Origin of the sequence: Bacillus cereus group sp. BceL062 (assembly GCF_051780025.1) — a bacterium.
GTDB classification, from domain to species: domain Bacteria; phylum Bacillota; class Bacilli; order Bacillales; family Bacillaceae_G; genus Bacillus_A; species Bacillus_A toyonensis.
In genome coordinates, this window is record NZ_JBPWGY010000004.1 from 218,675 (window position 1) to 238,260 (window position 19,586).

Here is a 19,586-nt window from a genome sequence, read left to right on the forward strand (position 1 = left end):
GTTTACGGATTAAGAGTATGTTAAAAACGTAAAAATTGTAAAAAAAACCATTTTTATATTTTTTTATGAAGGAATATGTACTATAATTTTACAAGTAATATTATGGGAAAAGGGAGTTTTAGTTTAGAGATGGAGATGGGACGATTACAAAATAAAATAGAAAACAAAAAGAAAGAGTTAATTCAACTAGTTGCGAGACACGGATTGGATCATGATAAAGTTTTGTTATTTAGCCGAGATTTAGATATACTAATTAATAAGTTTATGAATGTAAAAGATAAGGTCCATAAATGAATAATTTATAGTTTTTTATATTAAGATATTCCACGGAAGAAAGGGGAGAAACGTTATTGGAACATTTACAAGATGAGCTTTATAAGCAAATAAAAGAAGAAAAAGGTACTGTTACAGTTTTCTTAAAGAGTGGTGTGAGAATAGTCGGAGAAGTTGCTGGCGTAGACAAATTTACAGTTTTAATGTTAGTAGATGGAAAGCAACAGCTGATTTACAAGCAGGCAGTATCAACAATAATGAAATAAGACACTCTAGTAGAGTGTCTTATTTCATTATTTCTTACAAGCTTCAACGTCAATGCCAGCAGCTAATAATTTCTTTTCTCCATCTTGTTCAATAATTTTTTGTAATTTAGATAGGAAAGAGTCAAAGTTTGTATGTTTTGCGACTTGGAATGTCATTTTATGTTCAATTGGTAGCCACGTATTAATGTCAGCCTCGTTATGCTGAATTTTGACTTCCAATTTATCAAGCGCATTAGCAACTTTTGCTTCGTACGTTTCTTTCGCTTCAAACTCCATCCATAAATTATATAATTCCTCACCGAGAGAACCTTTTAATGTTTGTTTAATATTTAAAATTGCTTCAAGTTCATTTTTTTGTTTTTGTAATTGTAATTCGTGACTATTCATTGTATCAAAAGCAGGGATATCGCCAGCTTCAGCTTCGACTAGGTCGTGAATAATAACCATTTTAAGTAACTTTTCAATATTTACTTTTTGATCTAAATAAGGCTCAACTAAAATGGCCATTAGAGACATGCGCCATGTATGTTCGGCAACACTTTCTTGGCGTCCGTTAGAAAGCCAGCTATGTCGCATTTCGTATTTTAGTTTTTCTGCTAATGCAATGACTTGTAAAATGTTATGTTCCATCGTGATCCTCCTCTTATTTCCATACCATAATTCTAATATGGAAATGAAATGTGTCAATTTTATGAGTATATTGCGATAAATAGATGATAAGCGTATAATGAACGTTATATGTGAAAACGCATTATTAAAATAAAAAAATGTTTTATAAAAATGAAAAGGAAAGGGCAGGAATATGGGAGACGAAAAACAAGTATTTGCTAGACCAGAAAGAAAAAAAAGGAAGTTTGATATTTCTAGTCCAATGGGCATTATAGTAGGCTTCGCTATTGTAATAGCGGCGATCGTACTTAGTGGCGGTGGAATAAAAGCTTTTAAAAACTTCTTAGATATTCCATCTATTTTAATTGTCATAGGGGGAACGGCAGCGACAATTGTTGTGGCGTATCGATTTGGAGAAATAAAAAAATATACGAAAAGTATTTTTACTGTTTTACATAGAAGAGAAGAAGATTTAGAACAGTTAACGGATTTGTTCGTTGATTTTTCGAAAAAGTCTAAAAAGAACGGTTTACTTTCTTTAGAAGTTGATGGAGAACAAGTAGACAACCCTTTTATTCAAAAGGGGATTCGTTTAATGTTAAGTGGCTACGATGAAGATGAATTAAAAGAAGTGTTAATGAAAGATATAGAAACAGAAGTGTATGAGCTAAGAAAAGGGGCAACATTATTAGATAAAATTGGTGATTTCGCTCCAGCTTGGGGTATGATAGGGACTTTAATTGGTCTTATCATTATGCTTCAAAATCTGCAAGATACATCACAAATTGGTACAGGAATGGCAGTGGCGATGCTAACGACATTATATGGATCAGTACTTGCGAATATGATTGCAATACCTCTTGCGGAAAAGGTGTATCGTGGTATTGAGGATTTATATACAGAGAAGAAGTTTGTAATTGAAGCAATTTCAGAATTGTATCGTGGGCAAATTCCTTCTAAATTAAAGTTGAAACTTGATACGTATGTGTACGAAACGAAGATAAAAAAAGAAAAACGAGCAGCCTAATATTGCAAGGAGTGGTATGATGATAAAACGACCGCAAAAGGGATCGCCTCGTTGGATGACGACTTTTACAGATTTAACGATGTTATTATTAACTTTCTTTGTATTACTAGTTGCTACATCAAAGCAGGATGCAGTAAAATTGTCAAAGATGCTTGAAAAGTTTAGCGATGCGGAGCAAGTAGATGCAAAAGTAATGGAAAATACAATACCAGATATAACACATGAAAAAAATGATGAAAAAATGATCTCAAAAAAGAGAATGGATGAATTATATAAAAAGTTAAAAGCATATGTAGATAATAACGGTATTAGTCAAGTGAATGTATATCGAGAAGATACAGGGGTAAGTGTCGTTATCGTAGATAATTTAATATTTGATACGGGTGATGCGAACGTTAAACCAGAAGCAAAAGAGATAATGAGTCAATTAGTCGGGTTTTTCCAATCAGTACCAAATCCAATCGTTGTGGAAGGACATACAGATAGTAGACCTATTCATAATGAGAAATTCCCTTCTAACTGGGAGTTATCTTCAGCACGAGCAGCTAATATGATTCACCACTTAATCGAAGTGTATAATGTGGACGATAAGAGGTTAGCTGCGGTAGGATATGCAGACACAAAGCCAGTTGTACCAAATGATTCACCGCAAAACTGGGAGAAAAATCGTCGCGTTGTTATTTATATAAAAGAATAGTATATTGTTATTTTAATAATAAAATAATAAAAATACGAAAATTCTTTTAAAAAAATATTAAATTTTATCATTTTATTTTGTATAATGAGTGAGAATGATAAGGTGAAATATTAAGATATATTTATACATAGAAGGAGAGAATCAAAAAGAATGGCACATAAAATTTTAGTTGTAGACGATGCGATGTTCATGCGAACGATGATTAAAAACTTATTAAAAAGTAATTCTGAATTTGAAATTATCGGTGAGGCGGAGAATGGAGTAGAAGCAATTCAAAAGTATAAAGAACTTCAACCTGATATTGTAACATTAGATATTACTATGCCAGAAATGGACGGACTTGAAGCATTAAAAGAAATCATTAAAATTGATTCAAGTGCAAAGGTTGTTATTTGTTCGGCAATGGGACAACAAGGTATGGTATTAGATGCAATTAAGGGTGGGGCGAAAGACTTTATTGTAAAGCCATTCCAAGCGGATCGTGTAATCGAAGCTTTAACAAAAGTAGCAAATAGCTAATATAAAAGGGGTGCCACAAGGAATCAAAACAGTGATAGAGGATACACGTGTGGCCCCCTTTTTTCTCTTTTTAAAACACTAAATTGTTATACATAAATGAAATGTTTGTTAGACAGGTAGGGGATTAAAATGCAAACAGATCTATTGAATATATTTTTTGAGGAATCAGAAGAACATTTACAATCGCTAAATGAAAATGTGCTAACTTTAGAACAAAATCCAGCTGATATGGATGTTGTAGGAGAAATATTCCGCTCAGCCCATACATTTAAAGGTATGTCTGCAAGTATGGAATTTGCGGAAATGGCGGATTTAACGCATAAGATGGAAAATGTGTTAGATGAAATCCGTCATGGGAATATCGTGGTCAATGCGGATATTATTGATGTGATTTTTGAGTGCATTGATAATTTAGAGAAGATGGTTGCAGATGTACAACAAGGCGGAATGGGTAATATTGATGTAGTTTCTACTAAACAGAAATTAGAAGCATTATTGCACGGTAATGTAGTAACGCCTACAGAACATATAGAGCAAGATCATATAGGTAACGATGGTGGAGTTTCGCATGAAGTACATATAACGGTAGAACAGCAAGCTATTTTAAAAGCAGTACGTGCCATTATGTGTATAGAAGCATTGCAAAATGTAGGTAATATACAAAAAACTGTTCCGAGTATTGAAGAAATTGAAGCGGATGCTTTCGGATTTGAGTTCACCGTATTTATGGATAGTGATTATAATGTAGAAGAATTGAAACAAGTAGTGCTTCATATTTCTGAAATTGAGAAAGTAGAAGTGAAGCAAGGACATACATCACAAGAAGCTGTGCAAATAGAGAAAATGATACAATCTTCTGCAGTTGCGCAGGTTGTATCACCTGTAGAAGCACCGAAACAACCAGCTAATACTACACCAGCTAAAAGCACAGTAAAAACGAAAAATGCTAAAGTGGAGAATCGCTCCATTCGTGTTCAATTAGAGAAAATCGAAACATTAATGAATATGTTTGAAGAAAGTGTAATTGAGCGTGGGCGCATTGATGAATTGGCACAAACGATTCAAAACAAGGAATTAATTGAGCATTTAAATCGATTAGGAGATATTTCAAAAGATATTCAAAATGTACTTTTAAACATGCGCATGGTTCCAATTGAAACGGTCTTCAATCGTTTCCCACGTATGGTACGAATGTTAGCGAAAGATTTAGGTAAAAAAATCGATTTACAAATTACAGGAGAAACTACTGAAGTTGATAAAATTGTAATTGATGAAATCGGTGATCCGCTTGTTCATTTAATTCGAAATGCAATTGATCACGGTGTTGAGACTGTTGAAAAACGACGTGATGCAGGTAAAAATGAGACAGGAACGATTAAATTAGAGGCGTTTCATAGTGGAAATCATGTCGTTATTCAAATTACGGATGATGGAAACGGTATTAATAAAGGGAAAGTATTAGAAAAAGCGATTAAAAATGGTGTTGTAACAGAAGCAGATGCGAATAGATTAACAGATCGTGAAGTGTTTGATCTTATATTCCAACCAGGCTTTAGTACAGCTGAAGTTGTATCGGATCTTTCTGGGCGTGGTGTTGGATTAGATGTTGTAAAACATACGATTCATAGTTTAGGTGGGCATTTAATTATTGATTCTGAGGAAGGAAAGGGAAGTACATTCAGAATTGAACTTCCGTTAACTTTGTCTATTATTCAATCTATGCTTGTTCAAACGAACGATAAGCGTTATGCTTTACCTCTTGGAAATATTGTGGAAGCAATTCGAATTAAGAGAGAAGACATCCAATCCTTACAAGGAAAAGATGTGTTAAATTATCGTAACCAAATTATTGAAGTGAAACATTTAAGTACAGTATTTGGTGAAAAAACAGTAGATGAGGCGTTTGCGTCATATGATGGTCAAATGGTTCCTGTGTTAATTGTTCGTAATACACATCGTAGCTATGGGCTTATTGTAAACACAATTATCGGTCAAAGAGAAATCGTCTTAAAGTCATTAGGTGACTTCTTTGCAGAGAGTTCTAACTATTTCTCTGGTGCGACGATTCTCGGTGATGGACGAGTGGTCCTCATTTTAAACCCAGAAGGTTTATAATAGGAATGAAGGAAAGCTCCCCACTTGTATACAATTGGGGAGCTTTTTGGTTAATTATTATGAATGTATAAAAATAATTATATAACTGGAAATAAATACAGAGTAACGATTTGTATAATCAGTTTGTTAAAATATAATGAGTGTAATAAGTTGAGAGTTTATCCTGCTAGTTGCGGGTTAATAATCAGTGAGGAATGGATAGAAGTCCCAATGATTAAAGTGTCACTTTATATCATTTGATAGAAAAACAGAAATGAGGAGGCAGGGAAAATGCCTGAGCAACACACAAACGGGGAAACGAGCACAATTGTGCTAGAAAAAGAAAATGAGCATTTAACACCTCAAGAATGCGATATTCTTGGCGAAATCGCAAATATATCATTTGGTTCAGCTTCGACTGTATTATCAACAATTTTAAATAGGCAAGTAAACATTACTGCTCCTCGTGTAGAATTGGTAGATTTATATGATACAAGTGATGTTGAAGTTCCACATGTTGTGTTAAATATTCATTTTACAAAAGGATTAGATATGGAAAACCTTCTTGTTCTTAAGCAAGATGTTGCATTATCAATTGCTGATTTAATGATGATGGGGACAGGTGAAGTGGAAGAAGGAAAAGAACTTGGTGAATTAGAGCTAAGTGCTGTACAAGAAGCGATGAATCAAATGATGGGATTCGCAGCTACATCTATGTCGGAATTCTTTCAAGATACAGTAGATATGTCTCCGCCGACAATTAAAGTCGTAAAGCTATCAGAAGAGATGGAGAAAATCTCTGAAATAACTGGAAATAACACAATAGTTAAAGTATCGTTTGATCTAAAAATAGATAATCTTGTAAACTCTAAACTTGTACAAATTGTTTCGGTGGAACATGCGAAACGAATGATAAATAAATTACTACAATTATCTGGTGAAGTAGAAGAAAGAGATGAACCGGCGGAACTGGTTGAAACTGAGATTGTAGAGGAACATGTTGAAAAAGAGTATTTAACACAAGAAGAGAAAGATGTACTCGGTGAAATTGCGAACATTTCAATCGGTTCAGCTTCAACGGTATTATCAACGCTTTTAAATCAGCCAGTCACGATTAGTACACCAAATGTAGAGGCGATTAATGTTCGTCATTATGATGGAGTACCAGTGCCATTTGTCATTTTAAATGTCGACTTTGTTGAAGGGCTAAAGAATGAGAACGTATTCGTATTTACGAAAGATGTTGCCTTAACAATGGTAGATTTAATGATGATGGGAACAGGGGAAGTTGATCCTGAAAAAGAGCTTAGTGAATTAGAACTAAGCGGTATTAAAGAGATCATGAACCAAATGATGGGGCATGCTGCAACAGCGATGTCGGAAATGTTTCAAGAAAAAATGGACATGACGCCGCCAAATGTCAAATTTGTAACGTTAAAAGAAGAAATGGAATACTTGGGAGAGTCAATGGAAGTGGACGAACTCGTTCAAATTACGTTCAATCTTGAAATTGGCGATCTTCTTCAATCGAAAATGTATCAAATTTTACCCATTTCCGAAGCGAAAGAAATGGTAAGAAGACTTCTGTATCCAATGGTGGAAGAGCAAGAAGAGATTACCCCGGAAGAAATTGAAGAGGAAGAAATTGCGGCACCAGTTGTACAACCTATTGAATTTAAAGAAGTAAAACAGATTGAACCAGTATATATGGATACATCCATTCTACAAAATGTAGAAATGAATGTGAAATTTGTATTTGGAAGTACTGTGAAAACCATTCAAGATATATTAAGTTTACAAGAAAATGAAGCGGTTGTACTAGATGAAGATATTGATGAACCGATTCGAATTTATGTGAATGATGTATTAGTGGCATATGGTGAACTTGTAAATGTAGATGGGTTTTTCGGAGTAAAAGTGACGAAATCGCTATAAGGCGTTGAAATAGGAGTTTGAACGAGTAGATGAAAAACGTAAAGTTTTTTCTAATGAGTTGGCTATGTATACATGTGTGCTTGTTCTTCCCCCTGCAAAGTCAGGCGGAAGAACAAATTGAGCCAGAGCAAAAAATAAATAAATTGGAAGTAATAGAAGAAAATAAGAAACTTCAAGAACAGCCAGAGCAAGTAGAAATAAATCAAGGTGAAGATGAACAAAAAGAAGTGACGAATGAACAAAAGAGCGAAAGAAAGATAGAAACGGATCAAGGTGTTATTACAGTAAATAAGCCAGAGCTAAAAGTTGGCGAAGAAATGCGGATTACTGTAGAACCAAACGAGAAAGACATTCAAAGTATGAAAGGTATATTGCAGTTACAAAGAAATGGCGAGCAGTATGCACAAGAAAGAATGCTATCTTTTGAGTATGATGAAGAAACGAAGCGATGGATTGCTAACTATAAAGTCGAGAGTTTTGATTTACAAGGTGATTGGAATCTTCATCTCGTTCAAAGTTACAAAGAAAATGAGAAGGAAGAGCTCATAGAAAATGAAGTGAAAGTCCCGCTCGTTCGTATTGGAAATGAAACACCAACTATAGATAAAGAATTGCCGAAGTTACATAAAGTTACTATTGATGAAGCAAAAGAGAACTTAATTGAACGGAAACAGGGAGATTCTATACATATACGAGTGAAAGCTGCCGATGTAGAATCTGCTGTGAAAGAAGTGCGCGTTACATTAAAAGGGAAAGATGATAAAGAAATTCCCTTTTTATTAGACTACAACAAGCGTGACATGGATTGGCAAAAAGTATTTGAACTAACTGATGCCTTGCCAAATGGACAGTATAAACTATTTGTAGAAATAGTGGATGCTGCAGGCAATAAACTTGTTGCGGAAAGTGAATATATCGTTTCTGTTTTGGGACAAAAAATGGAAGATGATAAAAAAACAGAAGAGCAAGAGAATGAAAATAAAGTAGAAGATAAGAAAGAAATTAGTAAGCAAGAAATTAGTAAGCAAGAAGATTCGAAAGTAGAGATCGTGCTTCCAGAAGAAAAACTTCCAGTTGTTCAAATTCCGAAGCAAGACGAGAAAGTAAATGAGTTTATACAAGAAACATTGAAAGAGAAAGAGGAATTCCCTCACGTTATAAAAGACCCATTGGCAGATAATAAGGAAGTAAGTAATGTAAAGGCTCAAAAAGAGAAAACAGGTAAAAATGACAAGCAAGACGTTTCGAAAAAGAAAACAGAGCCAGAAGATAAGAAAGAAGAAAGAAGTGAACAAGGAGTACAAGCTTCTAATGTGTTTACTATTATGTCAGGTTTATTTGTACTATTTTTAGTTTTAAAGAGTAATAAAGAATGGGGCTAATCATTTCGTAGTAGTGGAGGCATTTAAATGGAAATTAACCGTACGACAGTTGAAAATAAGACGCTACAACCATTAAAACAGCCTGCAGCTATTTCGGAACATGAAATTCAGAAAGAACGAAAGCATAGTAATTTAGTGTTTAGTGGGCAGTCTAAAATCATTTCGAAAAATAATGAAATAGGCATTTTACTTGCAAGTTTAGGCGATGGAAAGATTATGAAGGAAATACTTTCTAAAGAGATGGATACAGTGTTACAACTCTTTAAAAAGTTACATACGTTATCTGGAGAAGGTAAGCAAACAGAAAAAATATTTGAACAAGTAATTAGAAGTTTACAAGGACTTGTCAAGCAGGCGCATATAAAAGATCTTCCTTTATTAGATGGAACGTATGATTTCGCTGAAGTACAACTATCATTTGGTAGAAAGGTACATATTCCGTTATTAGATGTAAGTGCACTTATCTCTAGAGTGGAGAGTGATTCTTCAGAAGGAAATATAAATTTAATGGTAACGGTTATTACTGCTTATATAACGAAATTGTCTAACGAAACCATTTTAATTAGCGTTACAGACCGCACGGCAAAAGATCGGGATGTCAGTGTATGGAGGGCGCTCGCAGAAATGAATATGACACAATTGTCACAGGCGTTGAAACATACAATGCAAGAACATAAATGGTCTATGACGTTTCTTTTTCTTTTTATATGGATTGTTGGTATCATTTTAATTCGAGTTATATAAAAAGGTCGTCACTTCATTGTGACGACCTTTTTAATCCCGTAAAAGCCCGATTGGTATGTGCTGATTAAAGTTTCACTTTATATTTTTTCATAGAAGAATGTATCAAACCGCTGAAGGTTGTAACGTTCGGGTGTTAAAATTTGTTCTGTACTACCAACAAATAGTACACCGCCTTTTCGTAAAGAACGACTAAACTTTTCATAAAGCTTTACTCTTGCTTCTTCTGTAAAGTATATCATTACATTACGACATATAATTAAATCGTAATTTGTATCGAATGACTGCATTAAGAGGTCGTGTTGTTTGAACGAAACGTTTTGCTTAATGTTTTGATGCAATGAATATGTATCATTCTCTTTTGTGAAATGACGCTCTTTCAAATCGATAGGTAATTCTTTTAAAGAACGTTCTGTATATTGACCGCGTTTCGCAGTTTCTAAAATATGAAAATCAAGATCTGTTGCTTGAATTTCATAGCGAAATGGAGAAAGATGTTTCGATAAAATTAAAGAGAGTGTATATGGTTCTTCACCAGCAGCGCAAGCAGCACTCCATACTTTTAATTTCCCGTTATTTTGTTCAAGTAATTTTGGCAGTGCTTTCGTCTCTAACGTTTGCCAACGTTCTTTATTTCTGAAAAACTCTGAAACGTTAATTGTAATATAGTCAATAAAACTTAAAAATAAATTTTGATCAGCACGTAAATGATTTAAGAAATTTGCGTAGTTGTCAAATCCTTTTCTTGAAATGAAAGCATCGATTCTACGGCGCATTCTATCCTGTTTATACGAAGCGATATCCATATTGTATTGTTGTTTAAAACTCGCGATAAAATGATCATAATCTTGTTCAATTATCATATTTACAATGGGCACAATAACGATATTGTGCCTCCCCCTTTACATCATACGAATTTTTTGTTCAAAGCTTTTTTTCATCTGTTTTTCATGTAAACCCGGTAAATCATAAATAACAGCATCAATACCTGCTTCTTTTGCAACGTCAATGGGAATGACAGATGTATGTTTGTCCCCGTTATAAAAACAGAGAACTAAATCGGTATCTTCAATAATTTGTTTTACAAAAAACATAAAATCTGATCGATAAATGGAGTCGGAAGGATGATCAAAAGCAACATACTCGGCTCCGTGTTTTTTTAAGTAATGAACGACTTCTTGAAATTCATCTGTTAATGCTTGTAACGGTTGTAGCGTGTAAAGGCATAAATTTTGAGCGAGTCTTTCGTTTTCAATGAAAAAACGAAGAACTTCATTTTCGATAGATTTATAACATAATATGTAAATTTTATGTTTGTGAGCATAGTCAGTTAGAAATTTTTTAATTTCATCTTGATCTAATGCTGTTAATTGATTTGAACCACAAAGAAAAATATTCATAGAATTGTGCCACCTCATGCTAAATTGTAACATATCTTTTATAAAAAATAACTGCAAAATATTACTGTTCAGAGTATAATTATAAATAACTGGATTTTACGATTAAGTTTAGGAAGAAATAAAAAAATAAATAGGTGATATATATGCTACGTTCTATCTCGCATAATCCAATTTTATCGCATATACCGCCTGCTACTCAAATGCCGAAAGAAGCAAATGTCAGGACAGGACTTGCATTTTCGGATAATTTGCATGCAGATCCGAAAAAAGATAAATTGCTAGAACAAATGGAAGCGTTTGTCGATAATATTGGAGAAATAAAAGAGAAAATTGAAATGGAATTAACGCTTGATAATGTCATGGAATACAAAAATACAGTGAAATCATTTTTGAATTTTTACGTAGATAATGTATTGCAATATAAAGACGTTATGTCTCGTCATCCGCGTTACGGATATTCACAGAAAATGACGATTGTAAAACAAGCAGAAATGGGATTAAATGAATTAGAAGATGTGATGAACTTAATTAATACAAAAACTGGACATTTAGAAATGTTAAATCAAATTGGAGAAATCCACGGTTTAATTGTAAATTTAGTCTTGTAAAAGGAAGGAAGCTATATGTACATGCAATTATATGAGAAGCTCGTTATTATTCAAAAAGCATATGAAAACATTCAAACGCTTGGAGAACAAATATATGAGAATTTAAAACATAAAAATGTAAATGCAGTTCAAAAGTTGCAAGTAGAGCAATTGCAGTACATTGATGGTTTAAAAGGATTATCGAGCGCATTTGAAGAAATGGTTGTTCAGTTTTGTAAAGAAAAGGGCGTTGAGCCATCTCGCGTGAGTGCATTATTTTCGTATTTTTCCCATGAAGAAATTGAAAAAATGGAAAAAATACAAAAAAACTTAGTTGAATTAGAAGAGAATGTAAAAATGATTCTTTTAAAAAATCAATATTACTTAAACGTACTATTAAAAACTACAGAAAGTATTGTGGATTCCGTTTCTGAATATAATTTGGAGCGAAACAATAATTCGCAAATCTTTATGAATGAACTATTGTAAAGGAGAAGTGAAGCTTTATGAGATTATCTGATTATAATACACCGCTATCAGGTATGTTAGCGGCTCAAATGGGGTTACAAACAACGAAACAAAACTTGTCTAACATTCATACACCGGGTTATGTGCGTCAAATGGTGAATTACGGATCTGTTGGAGCAAGCAATGGTCATACGCCAGAACAGAGAATTGGATACGGTGTACAAACGTTAGGTGTCGATCGTATTACTGATGAAGTGAAGACGAAACAGTTTAATGATCAATTATCACAACTCTCTTACTATAATTACATGAATTCAACGTTATCACGAGTAGAGTCTATGGTAGGGACGACAGGAAAAAATTCGTTATCTAGTTTAATGGACGGCTTCTTTAATGCTTTTCGTGAAGTGGCAAAAAATCCAGAACAACCAAATTACTACGATACATTAATTTCTGAAACTGGGAAGTTCACAAGCCAAGTAAATCGTCTTGCGAAAAACTTAGATACAGTGGAAGCACAGACGACAGAAGATATTGAAGCACATGTTAATGAATTTAATCGTCTTGCCGCAAGTTTAGCAGAAGCGAATAAAAAAATTGGACAAGCAGGCACACAAGTACCGAATCAACTGCTAGACGAACGTGATCGCATCGTTACAGAGATGTCTAAGTATGCCAATATAGAAGTATCTTATGAATCTATGAATCCTAATATCGCGAGTGTTAGAATGAATGGTGTTTTAACAGTAAATGGACAAGATACATATCCACTTCAATTAAATAAAGAAAAAGACCCAATGTCAGTTGAGATTTACGGTTCAGAAATCTCTGTAACTAGCGGAGCGATAAAATCAGCGATTGATACGAAAGCGAAGATTGTTGAATATAAAAAAAACCTTGAAGATTTAATGAGCTCAGTGAAAAATCAAGTGAATACAGTGATGGGAAAAGATTTCTTCGTTGGAGATTATGCGAAAGATATGAAGTTAAATCCAGAATTTGCAAAAGATATTTCGAAAATGAAAATATCTGCTGAAACAGCAAATAAACTAGCAGCAATTACAGATGGCGATTATAAAGAAGGCCTTTCTAATAAACAAGCATTAGACCAATTCATAGTAGGTGTAGCTTCTGATAAAAGTGCAGTGAATGCTTATCAAAAAATTCATGGAGACCTATTAGAAGGTATTCAGCAAGAAAAGATGAGCGTCGAAGGGGTAAATATGGAAGAGGAAATGGTAAATTTAATGGCCTTCCAAAAATATTTCGTAGCGAACTCTAAAGCGATTACTACGATGAATGAAGTGTTTGATAGTCTATTTTCGATTATTAGATAATGTGAATTAGAAAAGAAATCCCCTCTTTTTTATGGTTAGAAAGAGGATCTGCAGATGGTAGAGGCGGTAATGCCTATCATTGGCCCAATCGATGTGAGACTAGAAATATAAAATGGTTGTAGGTTAAGTGGGTTAAGAGGATAGCGATAGGAAGCTGTGGATTCTTCTTAACACCAATTCAAATATAGATAAAGGAGAAGAGAGAGATGAGAGTATCTACATTTCAAAATGCAAGCTGGGCAAAGAATCAGTTAATGGATTTGAACGTGCAACAGCAATATCATCGAAATCAAGTAACTTCGGGGAAGAAAAACCTTCTTATGAGTGAAGACCCACTTGCAGCAAGTAAATCATTTGCAATTCAACATTCATTGGCAAATATGGAACAAATGCAAAAAGATTTAGCCGATTCGAAAAATGTATTAACACAAACTGAGAATACTTTACAAGGTATTTTTAAATCTTTAACGAGAGCAGATCAATTAACGGTGCAGGCATTAAATGAGCCAAATGGTGAAAAAGAATTGAAAGCCATCGGTGCAGAGATTGATCAAATTTTAAAACAAGTTGTATATTTAGCGAATACGAAAGAGCAAGGTCGTTATATTTTCGGTGGTGATAGTGCGGAGAAGCAACCATTTACAGAAGATGGTACATACCAAGGTGGAAAAAATGATGTAAATTGGCAACTAAATGACGGTTATGAATTAAAAGCGTTTCGTAACGGAGAAGCATTATTATCTCCGGTTATAAAAACGTTAAAACAGATGAGCGAAGCGATGCAAAAAGGTGACCAAAAAGCGTTACAACCGTTATTAGGAGAAAATAAGAAAAACTTAGATGGCATCATTAACCGTACAACTGAAGTTGGTTCAACAATGAACACAATGGAAACATTTAAAACAATTTTAAGCGAGCAAAATTTAGCGCTTCAAGAAAATCGTAAAGAAATTGAGGATGTCGATTTAGCGGTAGCAATTTCTGACTTAGCGTATATAAATGCGACGTATGAAGCGACGCTTAAAGCAGTTAGCACGATGAGTAAAACGAGTATTTTAGACTACATGTAATTAATAAGGAGTGAGAAAAATGGCAGGAACAACGATGACAGGTATTGGTGGTAGACAACAAATTTGGAATCTCGGAAATAATATGATCGATACTTCAAACTTCGTCGAATTAGAAATGAATGCGTTAGATATGAGGAAAACACCGTATACGAAAGAAAAGAACGACCTTACAAATGATAAATTATTATATACAAGTTTAAAATCAGAATTTAGTTCTTTCACACAAACATTTAAAAACTTAGCGGCTTTTAAAGGGAATGAAAAAAAAGTAACGACAACACAAGACGGTTATATAAATGTAAAAGCTGATGGTGGTGCGATTGCAGGAACTTTTAATATGACAATTACACAGCTAGCGCAGCGTCATCAAATAGCTTCAAATGACATTACAGATATAAATGCAAAGCTTCCTAAAGATGAAACATTAAAACTAGGCGGTAAAGAATTAAAAGTAACAACTGATATGACATATAAAGATTTAATTAATAAGATTAATGATGGAGATTATGGCGTATCAGCTTATACACTTGGAAATAAAATTTTCATGACCTCGAAAAAAGAAGGAACAGATGGAGTAATTAAGTTTGAGGGGAACACATCTACACTATTTCAAGATATTGGTTTAGCTAATGCGGATGGAGTAGCGCTTAATGTAATCAATGAAGCGCAAAATGCTAAATATAGTATTAATGGTATCACAGCTGAAAGCTTTACCAATACAATTGAGGCTCTTCCAGGCGTGAAAATTGAATTATTAAAGGTAACTGAGCCAAAAGTGGAAGGGACACCAGATGCTGGCACAACACCAGATCCAAAAACAAAAGGTATAGACCTAAAATTTACAGTAAATGACTCAAACGTAACAGATGCATCGAATGTTATTAAGAAGATGGTTGCGGATTATAATAAAGCTGTTAGTACGGTAGATATCTTTGCCGGAAAAGGTGGGGCTTTCCAAGGTCAAGCCATTATGCAAAGTGTACGTCAAGCGATGAACAATGTCGTAACATTTTCTCAAGATGGTAATTATTTATTCACATTTGGTATTCAATTAAAGCAAGATGGAACGATGGAAGTTAATGATGAAAAATTAACACAAGCATTAAAAGAAAAACCTGATGCAGCGAAGCAATTTTTCTTTAGTTCTAACGGTTTAGGAAAAATGATGGAAGAGCCACTTGATAAACTATTTGGTGATAAAGGTGTAGTCGGTGAGAGAGTAAAAAATATTGACTCACGTGTAAGTGATTTAGATAAAAAGATTAAAGATATCGAGACGCAAAACTTGCAAAAGCAAGATGAAATTGTGAAGAAGTATCAAAAATTAGAAAGTACATTAGCGGCGCTTGATAGCCAGCTAAAAACAATTAAAGCAATGACAAAACAAAAAAGTGATGATTAATGAAAGTTAAGGAAGTGATGGTATGCAAGCATGGCAACGTTATATGCAAAATGATATTATGACGAGTAATCCGATTAAAAATACAATTTTTATCTATGAAAGATGTATTGTAGAGTTTCGTAATTTAGAAGAGCTTTTACATACTTTTAAACTACAAGAAGGAGATGCGCTTCTTGAAAAGTTAGAACGTATTTTTGAAGAATTGAAGCTTCAATTGAACCCTGAAATTACGAAAGACTTATATGATAGTCTTTATGGTTTATACGATTGGATTAGTATTCAAATTCAGACGATGAAAGTAACGCGTGAAGCAAAAGACATGGATGCGATTGTGAAAGTGTTACAAGATTTAATAGACGGTTACCGCGGAGCACTTGAAAATGAACAATGATATTTATCGGACGTTTGTCGGCTGTTTTAATGAAATCGGTGAATTGCAAGTGTCAGATGGAGAGTTTGCTGAGAAGAGTGAGATGTTAAATCGCTGGATGATGACATTGGATGAAGAAACGCGTGCGCAAGTTGCAGCAGAAGTAAGTCCATTCATTATTAAGGCAGCGCAGCATATTCGAGATAAGCAAAAGATTTTGGAAGAAATGATTATGACAAATGATGGACGAATGAAAGCTAATTCATTTTACGGTAAATATTAATAATACAGTTTACAAATGGATTTCCCCTTTTTAAAGGGGATCCATTCCTTTGTTTAAGTAAATAGTTCCGCTGATTGAGGTTTCATTTTATGACTGTAATGAAAAAATAGTAGTAATCTAAATAATATAAAAATGAACTTTAATGTGTAGTTCATATATGAAAATAGTTCACGGATCACTGTCTGTATACAGTTTTTTGTATTCTTTTTTATATTTTTGTATTTTTCTAAAGACAACAATGGAAAAATGGAATAAAATATGTAAGGGTACATAATAGTTAATATTTTAATAAATACATATAATAAAATAAATAATGAAGTGAAACTTCCATCAGTGGATCATTAAGGTAGAAAAGGAAGGGTGTGGAATATGCCAGATTTAGTGAGTGATGTAAGCCATTATATGAACTATTTAGTAACGAAACGAAATACTGTTTCTAGTAATATTGCAAATGCGAATACACCTGGCTATAAAGCACAAGATGTAACATTTGCTGAGCAGATGAGTAAGAGCAGTGCGTTATATAAGAACAATGCGGCTGATTTAAAGAGCAATCCAGATTTATATCAAACGAATGAAATGCACTTACCGACAGTAAATATGAAAAATACGTATGCAAAGATTCAAACGAAATCAATGCAAAAGAATCAAGATGGAAATAGTGTGGATGTAACGACAGAAATGCTAGATTTAATGAAAGCAAATCAGTTATACGGTATTTCAATTAATGCAATTAATACACAATACGCAATTAACCAAGCGGCACGTGGACGTTAAAGGTAGAAGGAGAGACAACGATGTTTCAGGCAATGAATGCAAGTGGCTCAGGACTAACGACAGCGAGAAAGTGGATGGAAGTTACTTCAAACAATATTGTAAATGCGAATACGACAGCCGCTCCGGGGGCAGATTTATATGAGCGTCGTAGTGTGGTGCTAGAATCAAATAATAGTTTTGCAAGTATGTTAGACGGGGCTCCTACTAACGGAGTGAAAATAAAAAGTATTGAAGCAGACAAAACGGAAAACTTAGTGTATGATCCGACGCATCCGCACGCAAATGAAGAAGGATATGTACGTTATCCAAATATTGATGTAACTGCTGAAATGACGAATGTTATGGTTGCTCAAAAAATGTATGAAGCAAATACGAGTGTATTAAATGCGAACAAAAAAATGCTCGATAAAGATTTAGAAATTGGACGAGGATAAGGGGGAAGATAGGGATATGAAAATTCAACCAATGTTACATACACAGCCATTTGGAGCAATTCAGTCAATTGGTGCACCGAAAACTTCGGAAACTTCTGTAGCTCCAGGAAAAAAGTTTATTGATTTATTGGAAGATATGAATCAAACGCAAAATAATGCGCAAACAGCAGTATATGATTTATTAACAAAAGGGGTAGGAGAAACACATGACGTTTTAATTCAGCAAAAAAAAGCTGAATCTCAAATGAAAACGGCTGCTCTCGTACGTGATAATCTTATTGAAAATTATAAGTCACTAATTAATATGCAAATTTAGGAAAGTGGACGGGTGTGTTTAAATGGAAAAGATAAAAAATGTTATCCAATCGTTAAAAACGTGGCATAAGTTAGTAATCGGTGCTGCGCTTTTAGCGGTTGTAACAGGAGCACTTTTATACTTCACCTTGCCAGATAAATATGTTGTTGTATATCAAAATTTAAATGATGCAGATAAGCAAGAGATTACAGCAGAATTATCGAAGTTAGGTGTCGATTACCAATTAGCGGCCGATGGTTCAATTCGTGTGCAAAAGAATGATGCTCCATGGGTTCGAAAAGAAATGAATGGAATGGGCTTACCGTTTAACTCTAAGAGCGGCGAGGAAATTTTATTAGAAAGCTCGCTCGGGTCAAGTGAGCAAGATAAAAAAATGAAGCAAATTGTCGGCACGAAAAAACAATTGGAGCAAGATATTGTACGAAATTTTGCGACGGTTGAAACGGCAAATGTTCAAATTACATTACCTGAAAAAGAAACAATTTTTGATGAAGAAAAAGCAAAAGGAACAGCGGCGATTACTGTTGGTGTGAAGCGTGGACAATTATTAACAGCTGATCAAGTTGCTGGTATACAGCAAATGATTAGTGCGGCAGTTCCTGGCGTGAAAGCAGAAGAAGTAAGTGTTATTGATAGTAAAAAAGGTATCATCTCAAAAGGAGCAGATGAAGCGCATTCTAACAGTTCCTCTTCTTATGAAAAAGAAGTAGAGATGCAGCATCAAATTGAAGGTAAATTAAAGCAAGATATTGACGCAACGTTAATGACGATGTTTAAGTCAAATGAATATAAAGTAAATACGAAAGTGTCTGTAAACTACGATGAAGTTACACGTCAGTCAGAAAAATATGGCGATAAAGGTGTACTTCGTAGTAAACAAGAGCAAGAGGAAAGCTCTACTGCGCAAGAAGGAGCAGATACGAAGCAAGGTGCTGGTATTACAGCGAACGGTGACGTGCCAAACTACGGTACGAACAATAATCAAAACGGTAAAGTTGTCTACGATAATAAAAATGGTAACAAAATTGAAAACTATGAAATAGATAAAACAGTTGAAACAATTAAGAAACATCCAGAATTAACGAAAACCAATGTTGTTGTATGGGTAGATAATGATACGTTAGTAAAACGAAGAATTGATATGACTACTTTCAAAGAAGCGATTGGCACAGCAGCTGGGCTTCAAGCTGATCCGAATGGAAACTTTACAAACGGTCAAGTTAATGTTGTAACTGTTCAGTTCGACCAGCCGAAAGTTGAAAAAGAGAAAGAGCCAGAAAAAAGTGGTATGAATTGGTGGTTATTCGGTGGAATTACAGCTGGCTTGTTAGCACTAATTGGTCTAGTATGGTTCTTCTTAGCAAGACGTAAGAAAAAGAGAGAAGAAGAGGAATATGAAGAATACTTAGCCGAAGAGGAAATTGCCGCAAGTAATGAAAGTATTCTGGAAATTCCTGAAGAAAAAATAGTGCCAGAGCCAACACCGGAACCAGAAGGACCGAAAGAACCAACGTTAGATGATCAAGTGCAGGAAGCTACGAAAGAACATGTAGAAGGTACTGCAAAAGTAATTAAAAAATGGTTAAACGGACAGTAAGG

At 34.2% G+C, this 19,586-nt stretch carries 23 protein-coding genes; 20 read left to right on the forward strand and 3 right to left on the reverse strand.

Going from position 1 to position 19,586, the window contains the following annotated elements; all coding sequences use genetic code 11:
- The first annotated feature begins 75 nt into the window (after window positions 1-75).
- Both ACS2MN_RS12125 and hfq read left to right on the forward strand, forming a co-directional pair.
- A complete protein-coding gene (locus tag ACS2MN_RS12125; RefSeq protein ID WP_000291696.1) occupies window positions 76-294 on the forward strand; it encodes an aspartyl-phosphate phosphatase Spo0E family protein in 219 nt (72 codons plus the stop codon).
- Window positions 295-350: 56 nt separating this feature from the next.
- On the forward strand, window positions 351-539 hold the full coding sequence (hfq, locus tag ACS2MN_RS12130) for an RNA chaperone Hfq (protein WP_000400654.1): 189 nt from the start codon (window positions 351-353) through the stop codon (window positions 537-539).
- 27 nt (window positions 540-566) lie between these two features.
- Here hfq and ACS2MN_RS12135 read toward each other — a convergent pair whose 3' ends face one another.
- On the reverse strand, window positions 567-1,169 hold the full coding sequence (locus tag ACS2MN_RS12135; RefSeq protein ID WP_000400764.1) for an HD domain-containing protein: 603 nt from the start codon (window positions 1,167-1,169) through the stop codon (window positions 567-569).
- Between the two features lie 172 nt (window positions 1,170-1,341).
- Here ACS2MN_RS12135 and ACS2MN_RS12140 point away from each other — a divergent pair, with 172 nt between their 5' ends.
- The 7 genes from ACS2MN_RS12140 to ACS2MN_RS12170 all read left to right on the forward strand — a co-directional run bounded on the left by ACS2MN_RS12140 (window position 1,342) and on the right by ACS2MN_RS12170 (window position 9,546).
- A complete protein-coding gene (locus tag ACS2MN_RS12140) occupies window positions 1,342-2,175 on the forward strand; it encodes a flagellar motor protein MotP (protein ID WP_000502107.1) in 834 nt (277 codons plus the stop codon).
- A gap of 19 nt (window positions 2,176-2,194) precedes the next feature.
- Entirely contained in the window at window positions 2,195-2,872 is a 678-nt protein-coding gene (locus ACS2MN_RS12145; protein ID WP_000596044.1) for an OmpA family protein, read from the forward strand.
- Between the two features lie 150 nt (window positions 2,873-3,022).
- Window positions 3,023-3,391 (forward strand): response regulator, encoded by a 369-nt coding sequence (locus ACS2MN_RS12150; protein WP_000940571.1) that lies wholly within the window; start codon window positions 3,023-3,025, stop codon window positions 3,389-3,391.
- Between the two features lie 129 nt (window positions 3,392-3,520).
- A complete protein-coding gene (locus tag ACS2MN_RS12155; protein WP_001192579.1) occupies window positions 3,521-5,506 on the forward strand; it encodes a chemotaxis protein CheA in 1,986 nt (661 codons plus the stop codon).
- Between the two features lie 270 nt (window positions 5,507-5,776).
- Window positions 5,777-7,420 (forward strand): flagellar motor switch protein, encoded by a 1,644-nt coding sequence (locus ACS2MN_RS12160; protein ID WP_001115038.1) that lies wholly within the window; start codon window positions 5,777-5,779, stop codon window positions 7,418-7,420.
- Between the two features lie 29 nt (window positions 7,421-7,449).
- A complete protein-coding gene (locus tag ACS2MN_RS12165) occupies window positions 7,450-8,802 on the forward strand; it encodes a transglycosylase (protein ID WP_098806165.1) in 1,353 nt (450 codons plus the stop codon).
- A 27-nt stretch (window positions 8,803-8,829) separates the two neighbouring features.
- Window positions 8,830-9,546: a hypothetical protein gene (locus ACS2MN_RS12170; protein ID WP_000405178.1), complete on the forward strand. Its 717-nt coding sequence runs from the start codon at window positions 8,830-8,832 to the stop codon at window positions 9,544-9,546.
- Between the two features lie 77 nt (window positions 9,547-9,623).
- Here ACS2MN_RS12170 and ACS2MN_RS12175 read toward each other — a convergent pair whose 3' ends face one another.
- Together ACS2MN_RS12175 and ACS2MN_RS12180 are read right to left on the reverse strand one after the other, a co-directional pair.
- Window positions 9,624-10,406 carry a CheR family methyltransferase gene (locus ACS2MN_RS12175; RefSeq protein ID WP_000582904.1) on the reverse strand — a complete coding sequence of 261 codons (783 nt, stop codon included), beginning with the start codon at window positions 10,404-10,406 and terminating at the stop codon, window positions 9,624-9,626.
- 39 nt (window positions 10,407-10,445) lie between these two features.
- Window positions 10,446-10,943, reverse strand: a complete 498-nt coding sequence (locus tag ACS2MN_RS12180) for a hypothetical protein (RefSeq protein ID WP_001020087.1) — start codon at window positions 10,941-10,943, stop codon at window positions 10,446-10,448.
- Window positions 10,944-11,086: 143 nt separating this feature from the next.
- Between ACS2MN_RS12180 and ACS2MN_RS12185 the strand changes: the two genes are divergently transcribed.
- The 11 genes from ACS2MN_RS12185 (at window position 11,087) to ACS2MN_RS12235 (ending at window position 19,584) form a co-directional block, all read left to right on the forward strand.
- Window positions 11,087-11,551 carry a YaaR family protein gene (locus ACS2MN_RS12185; RefSeq protein WP_000946323.1) on the forward strand — a complete coding sequence of 155 codons (465 nt, stop codon included), beginning with the start codon at window positions 11,087-11,089 and terminating at the stop codon, window positions 11,549-11,551.
- Between the two features lie 15 nt (window positions 11,552-11,566).
- Window positions 11,567-12,019 (forward strand): flagellar export chaperone FlgN, encoded by a 453-nt coding sequence (flgN, locus tag ACS2MN_RS12190; RefSeq protein WP_098806166.1) that lies wholly within the window; start codon window positions 11,567-11,569, stop codon window positions 12,017-12,019.
- A gap of 17 nt (window positions 12,020-12,036) precedes the next feature.
- The gene (gene flgK, locus ACS2MN_RS12195) at window positions 12,037-13,335 is read left to right on the forward strand and encodes a flagellar hook-associated protein FlgK (protein ID WP_098806167.1); all 1,299 of its coding nucleotides are present in this window, start codon (window positions 12,037-12,039) and stop codon (window positions 13,333-13,335) included.
- A 206-nt stretch (window positions 13,336-13,541) separates the two neighbouring features.
- On the forward strand, window positions 13,542-14,405 hold the full coding sequence (locus ACS2MN_RS12200) for a flagellar hook-associated protein 3 (protein WP_001266434.1): 864 nt from the start codon (window positions 13,542-13,544) through the stop codon (window positions 14,403-14,405).
- A gap of 19 nt (window positions 14,406-14,424) precedes the next feature.
- Window positions 14,425-15,807, forward strand: coding sequence for a flagellar hook-associated protein 2 (locus tag ACS2MN_RS12205; protein WP_000929294.1), 1,383 nt, complete (start codon window positions 14,425-14,427; stop codon window positions 15,805-15,807).
- Between the two features lie 22 nt (window positions 15,808-15,829).
- Window positions 15,830-16,198, forward strand: coding sequence for a flagellar export chaperone FliS (fliS, locus tag ACS2MN_RS12210; RefSeq protein WP_001149518.1), 369 nt, complete (start codon window positions 15,830-15,832; stop codon window positions 16,196-16,198).
- Window positions 16,188-16,460 (forward strand): hypothetical protein, encoded by a 273-nt coding sequence (locus tag ACS2MN_RS12215; protein WP_001058081.1) that lies wholly within the window; start codon window positions 16,188-16,190, stop codon window positions 16,458-16,460. The genes fliS and ACS2MN_RS12215 overlap by 11 nt, the downstream gene beginning before the upstream one ends.
- Before the next feature lie 369 nt (window positions 16,461-16,829).
- Window positions 16,830-17,237, forward strand: coding sequence for a flagellar basal body rod protein FlgB (flgB, locus tag ACS2MN_RS12220; RefSeq protein ID WP_001113112.1), 408 nt, complete (start codon window positions 16,830-16,832; stop codon window positions 17,235-17,237).
- A 20-nt stretch (window positions 17,238-17,257) separates the two neighbouring features.
- On the forward strand, window positions 17,258-17,671 hold the full coding sequence (gene flgC / locus ACS2MN_RS12225) for a flagellar basal body rod protein FlgC (protein ID WP_000484909.1): 414 nt from the start codon (window positions 17,258-17,260) through the stop codon (window positions 17,669-17,671).
- A 16-nt stretch (window positions 17,672-17,687) separates the two neighbouring features.
- Window positions 17,688-17,987, forward strand: a complete 300-nt coding sequence (gene fliE / locus ACS2MN_RS12230; RefSeq protein WP_000701668.1) for a flagellar hook-basal body complex protein FliE — start codon at window positions 17,688-17,690, stop codon at window positions 17,985-17,987.
- 22 nt (window positions 17,988-18,009) lie between these two features.
- The gene (locus ACS2MN_RS12235) at window positions 18,010-19,584 is read left to right on the forward strand and encodes a flagellar M-ring protein FliF C-terminal domain-containing protein (RefSeq protein WP_000411361.1); all 1,575 of its coding nucleotides are present in this window, start codon (window positions 18,010-18,012) and stop codon (window positions 19,582-19,584) included.
- Window positions 19,585-19,586: the final 2 nt, after the last annotated feature.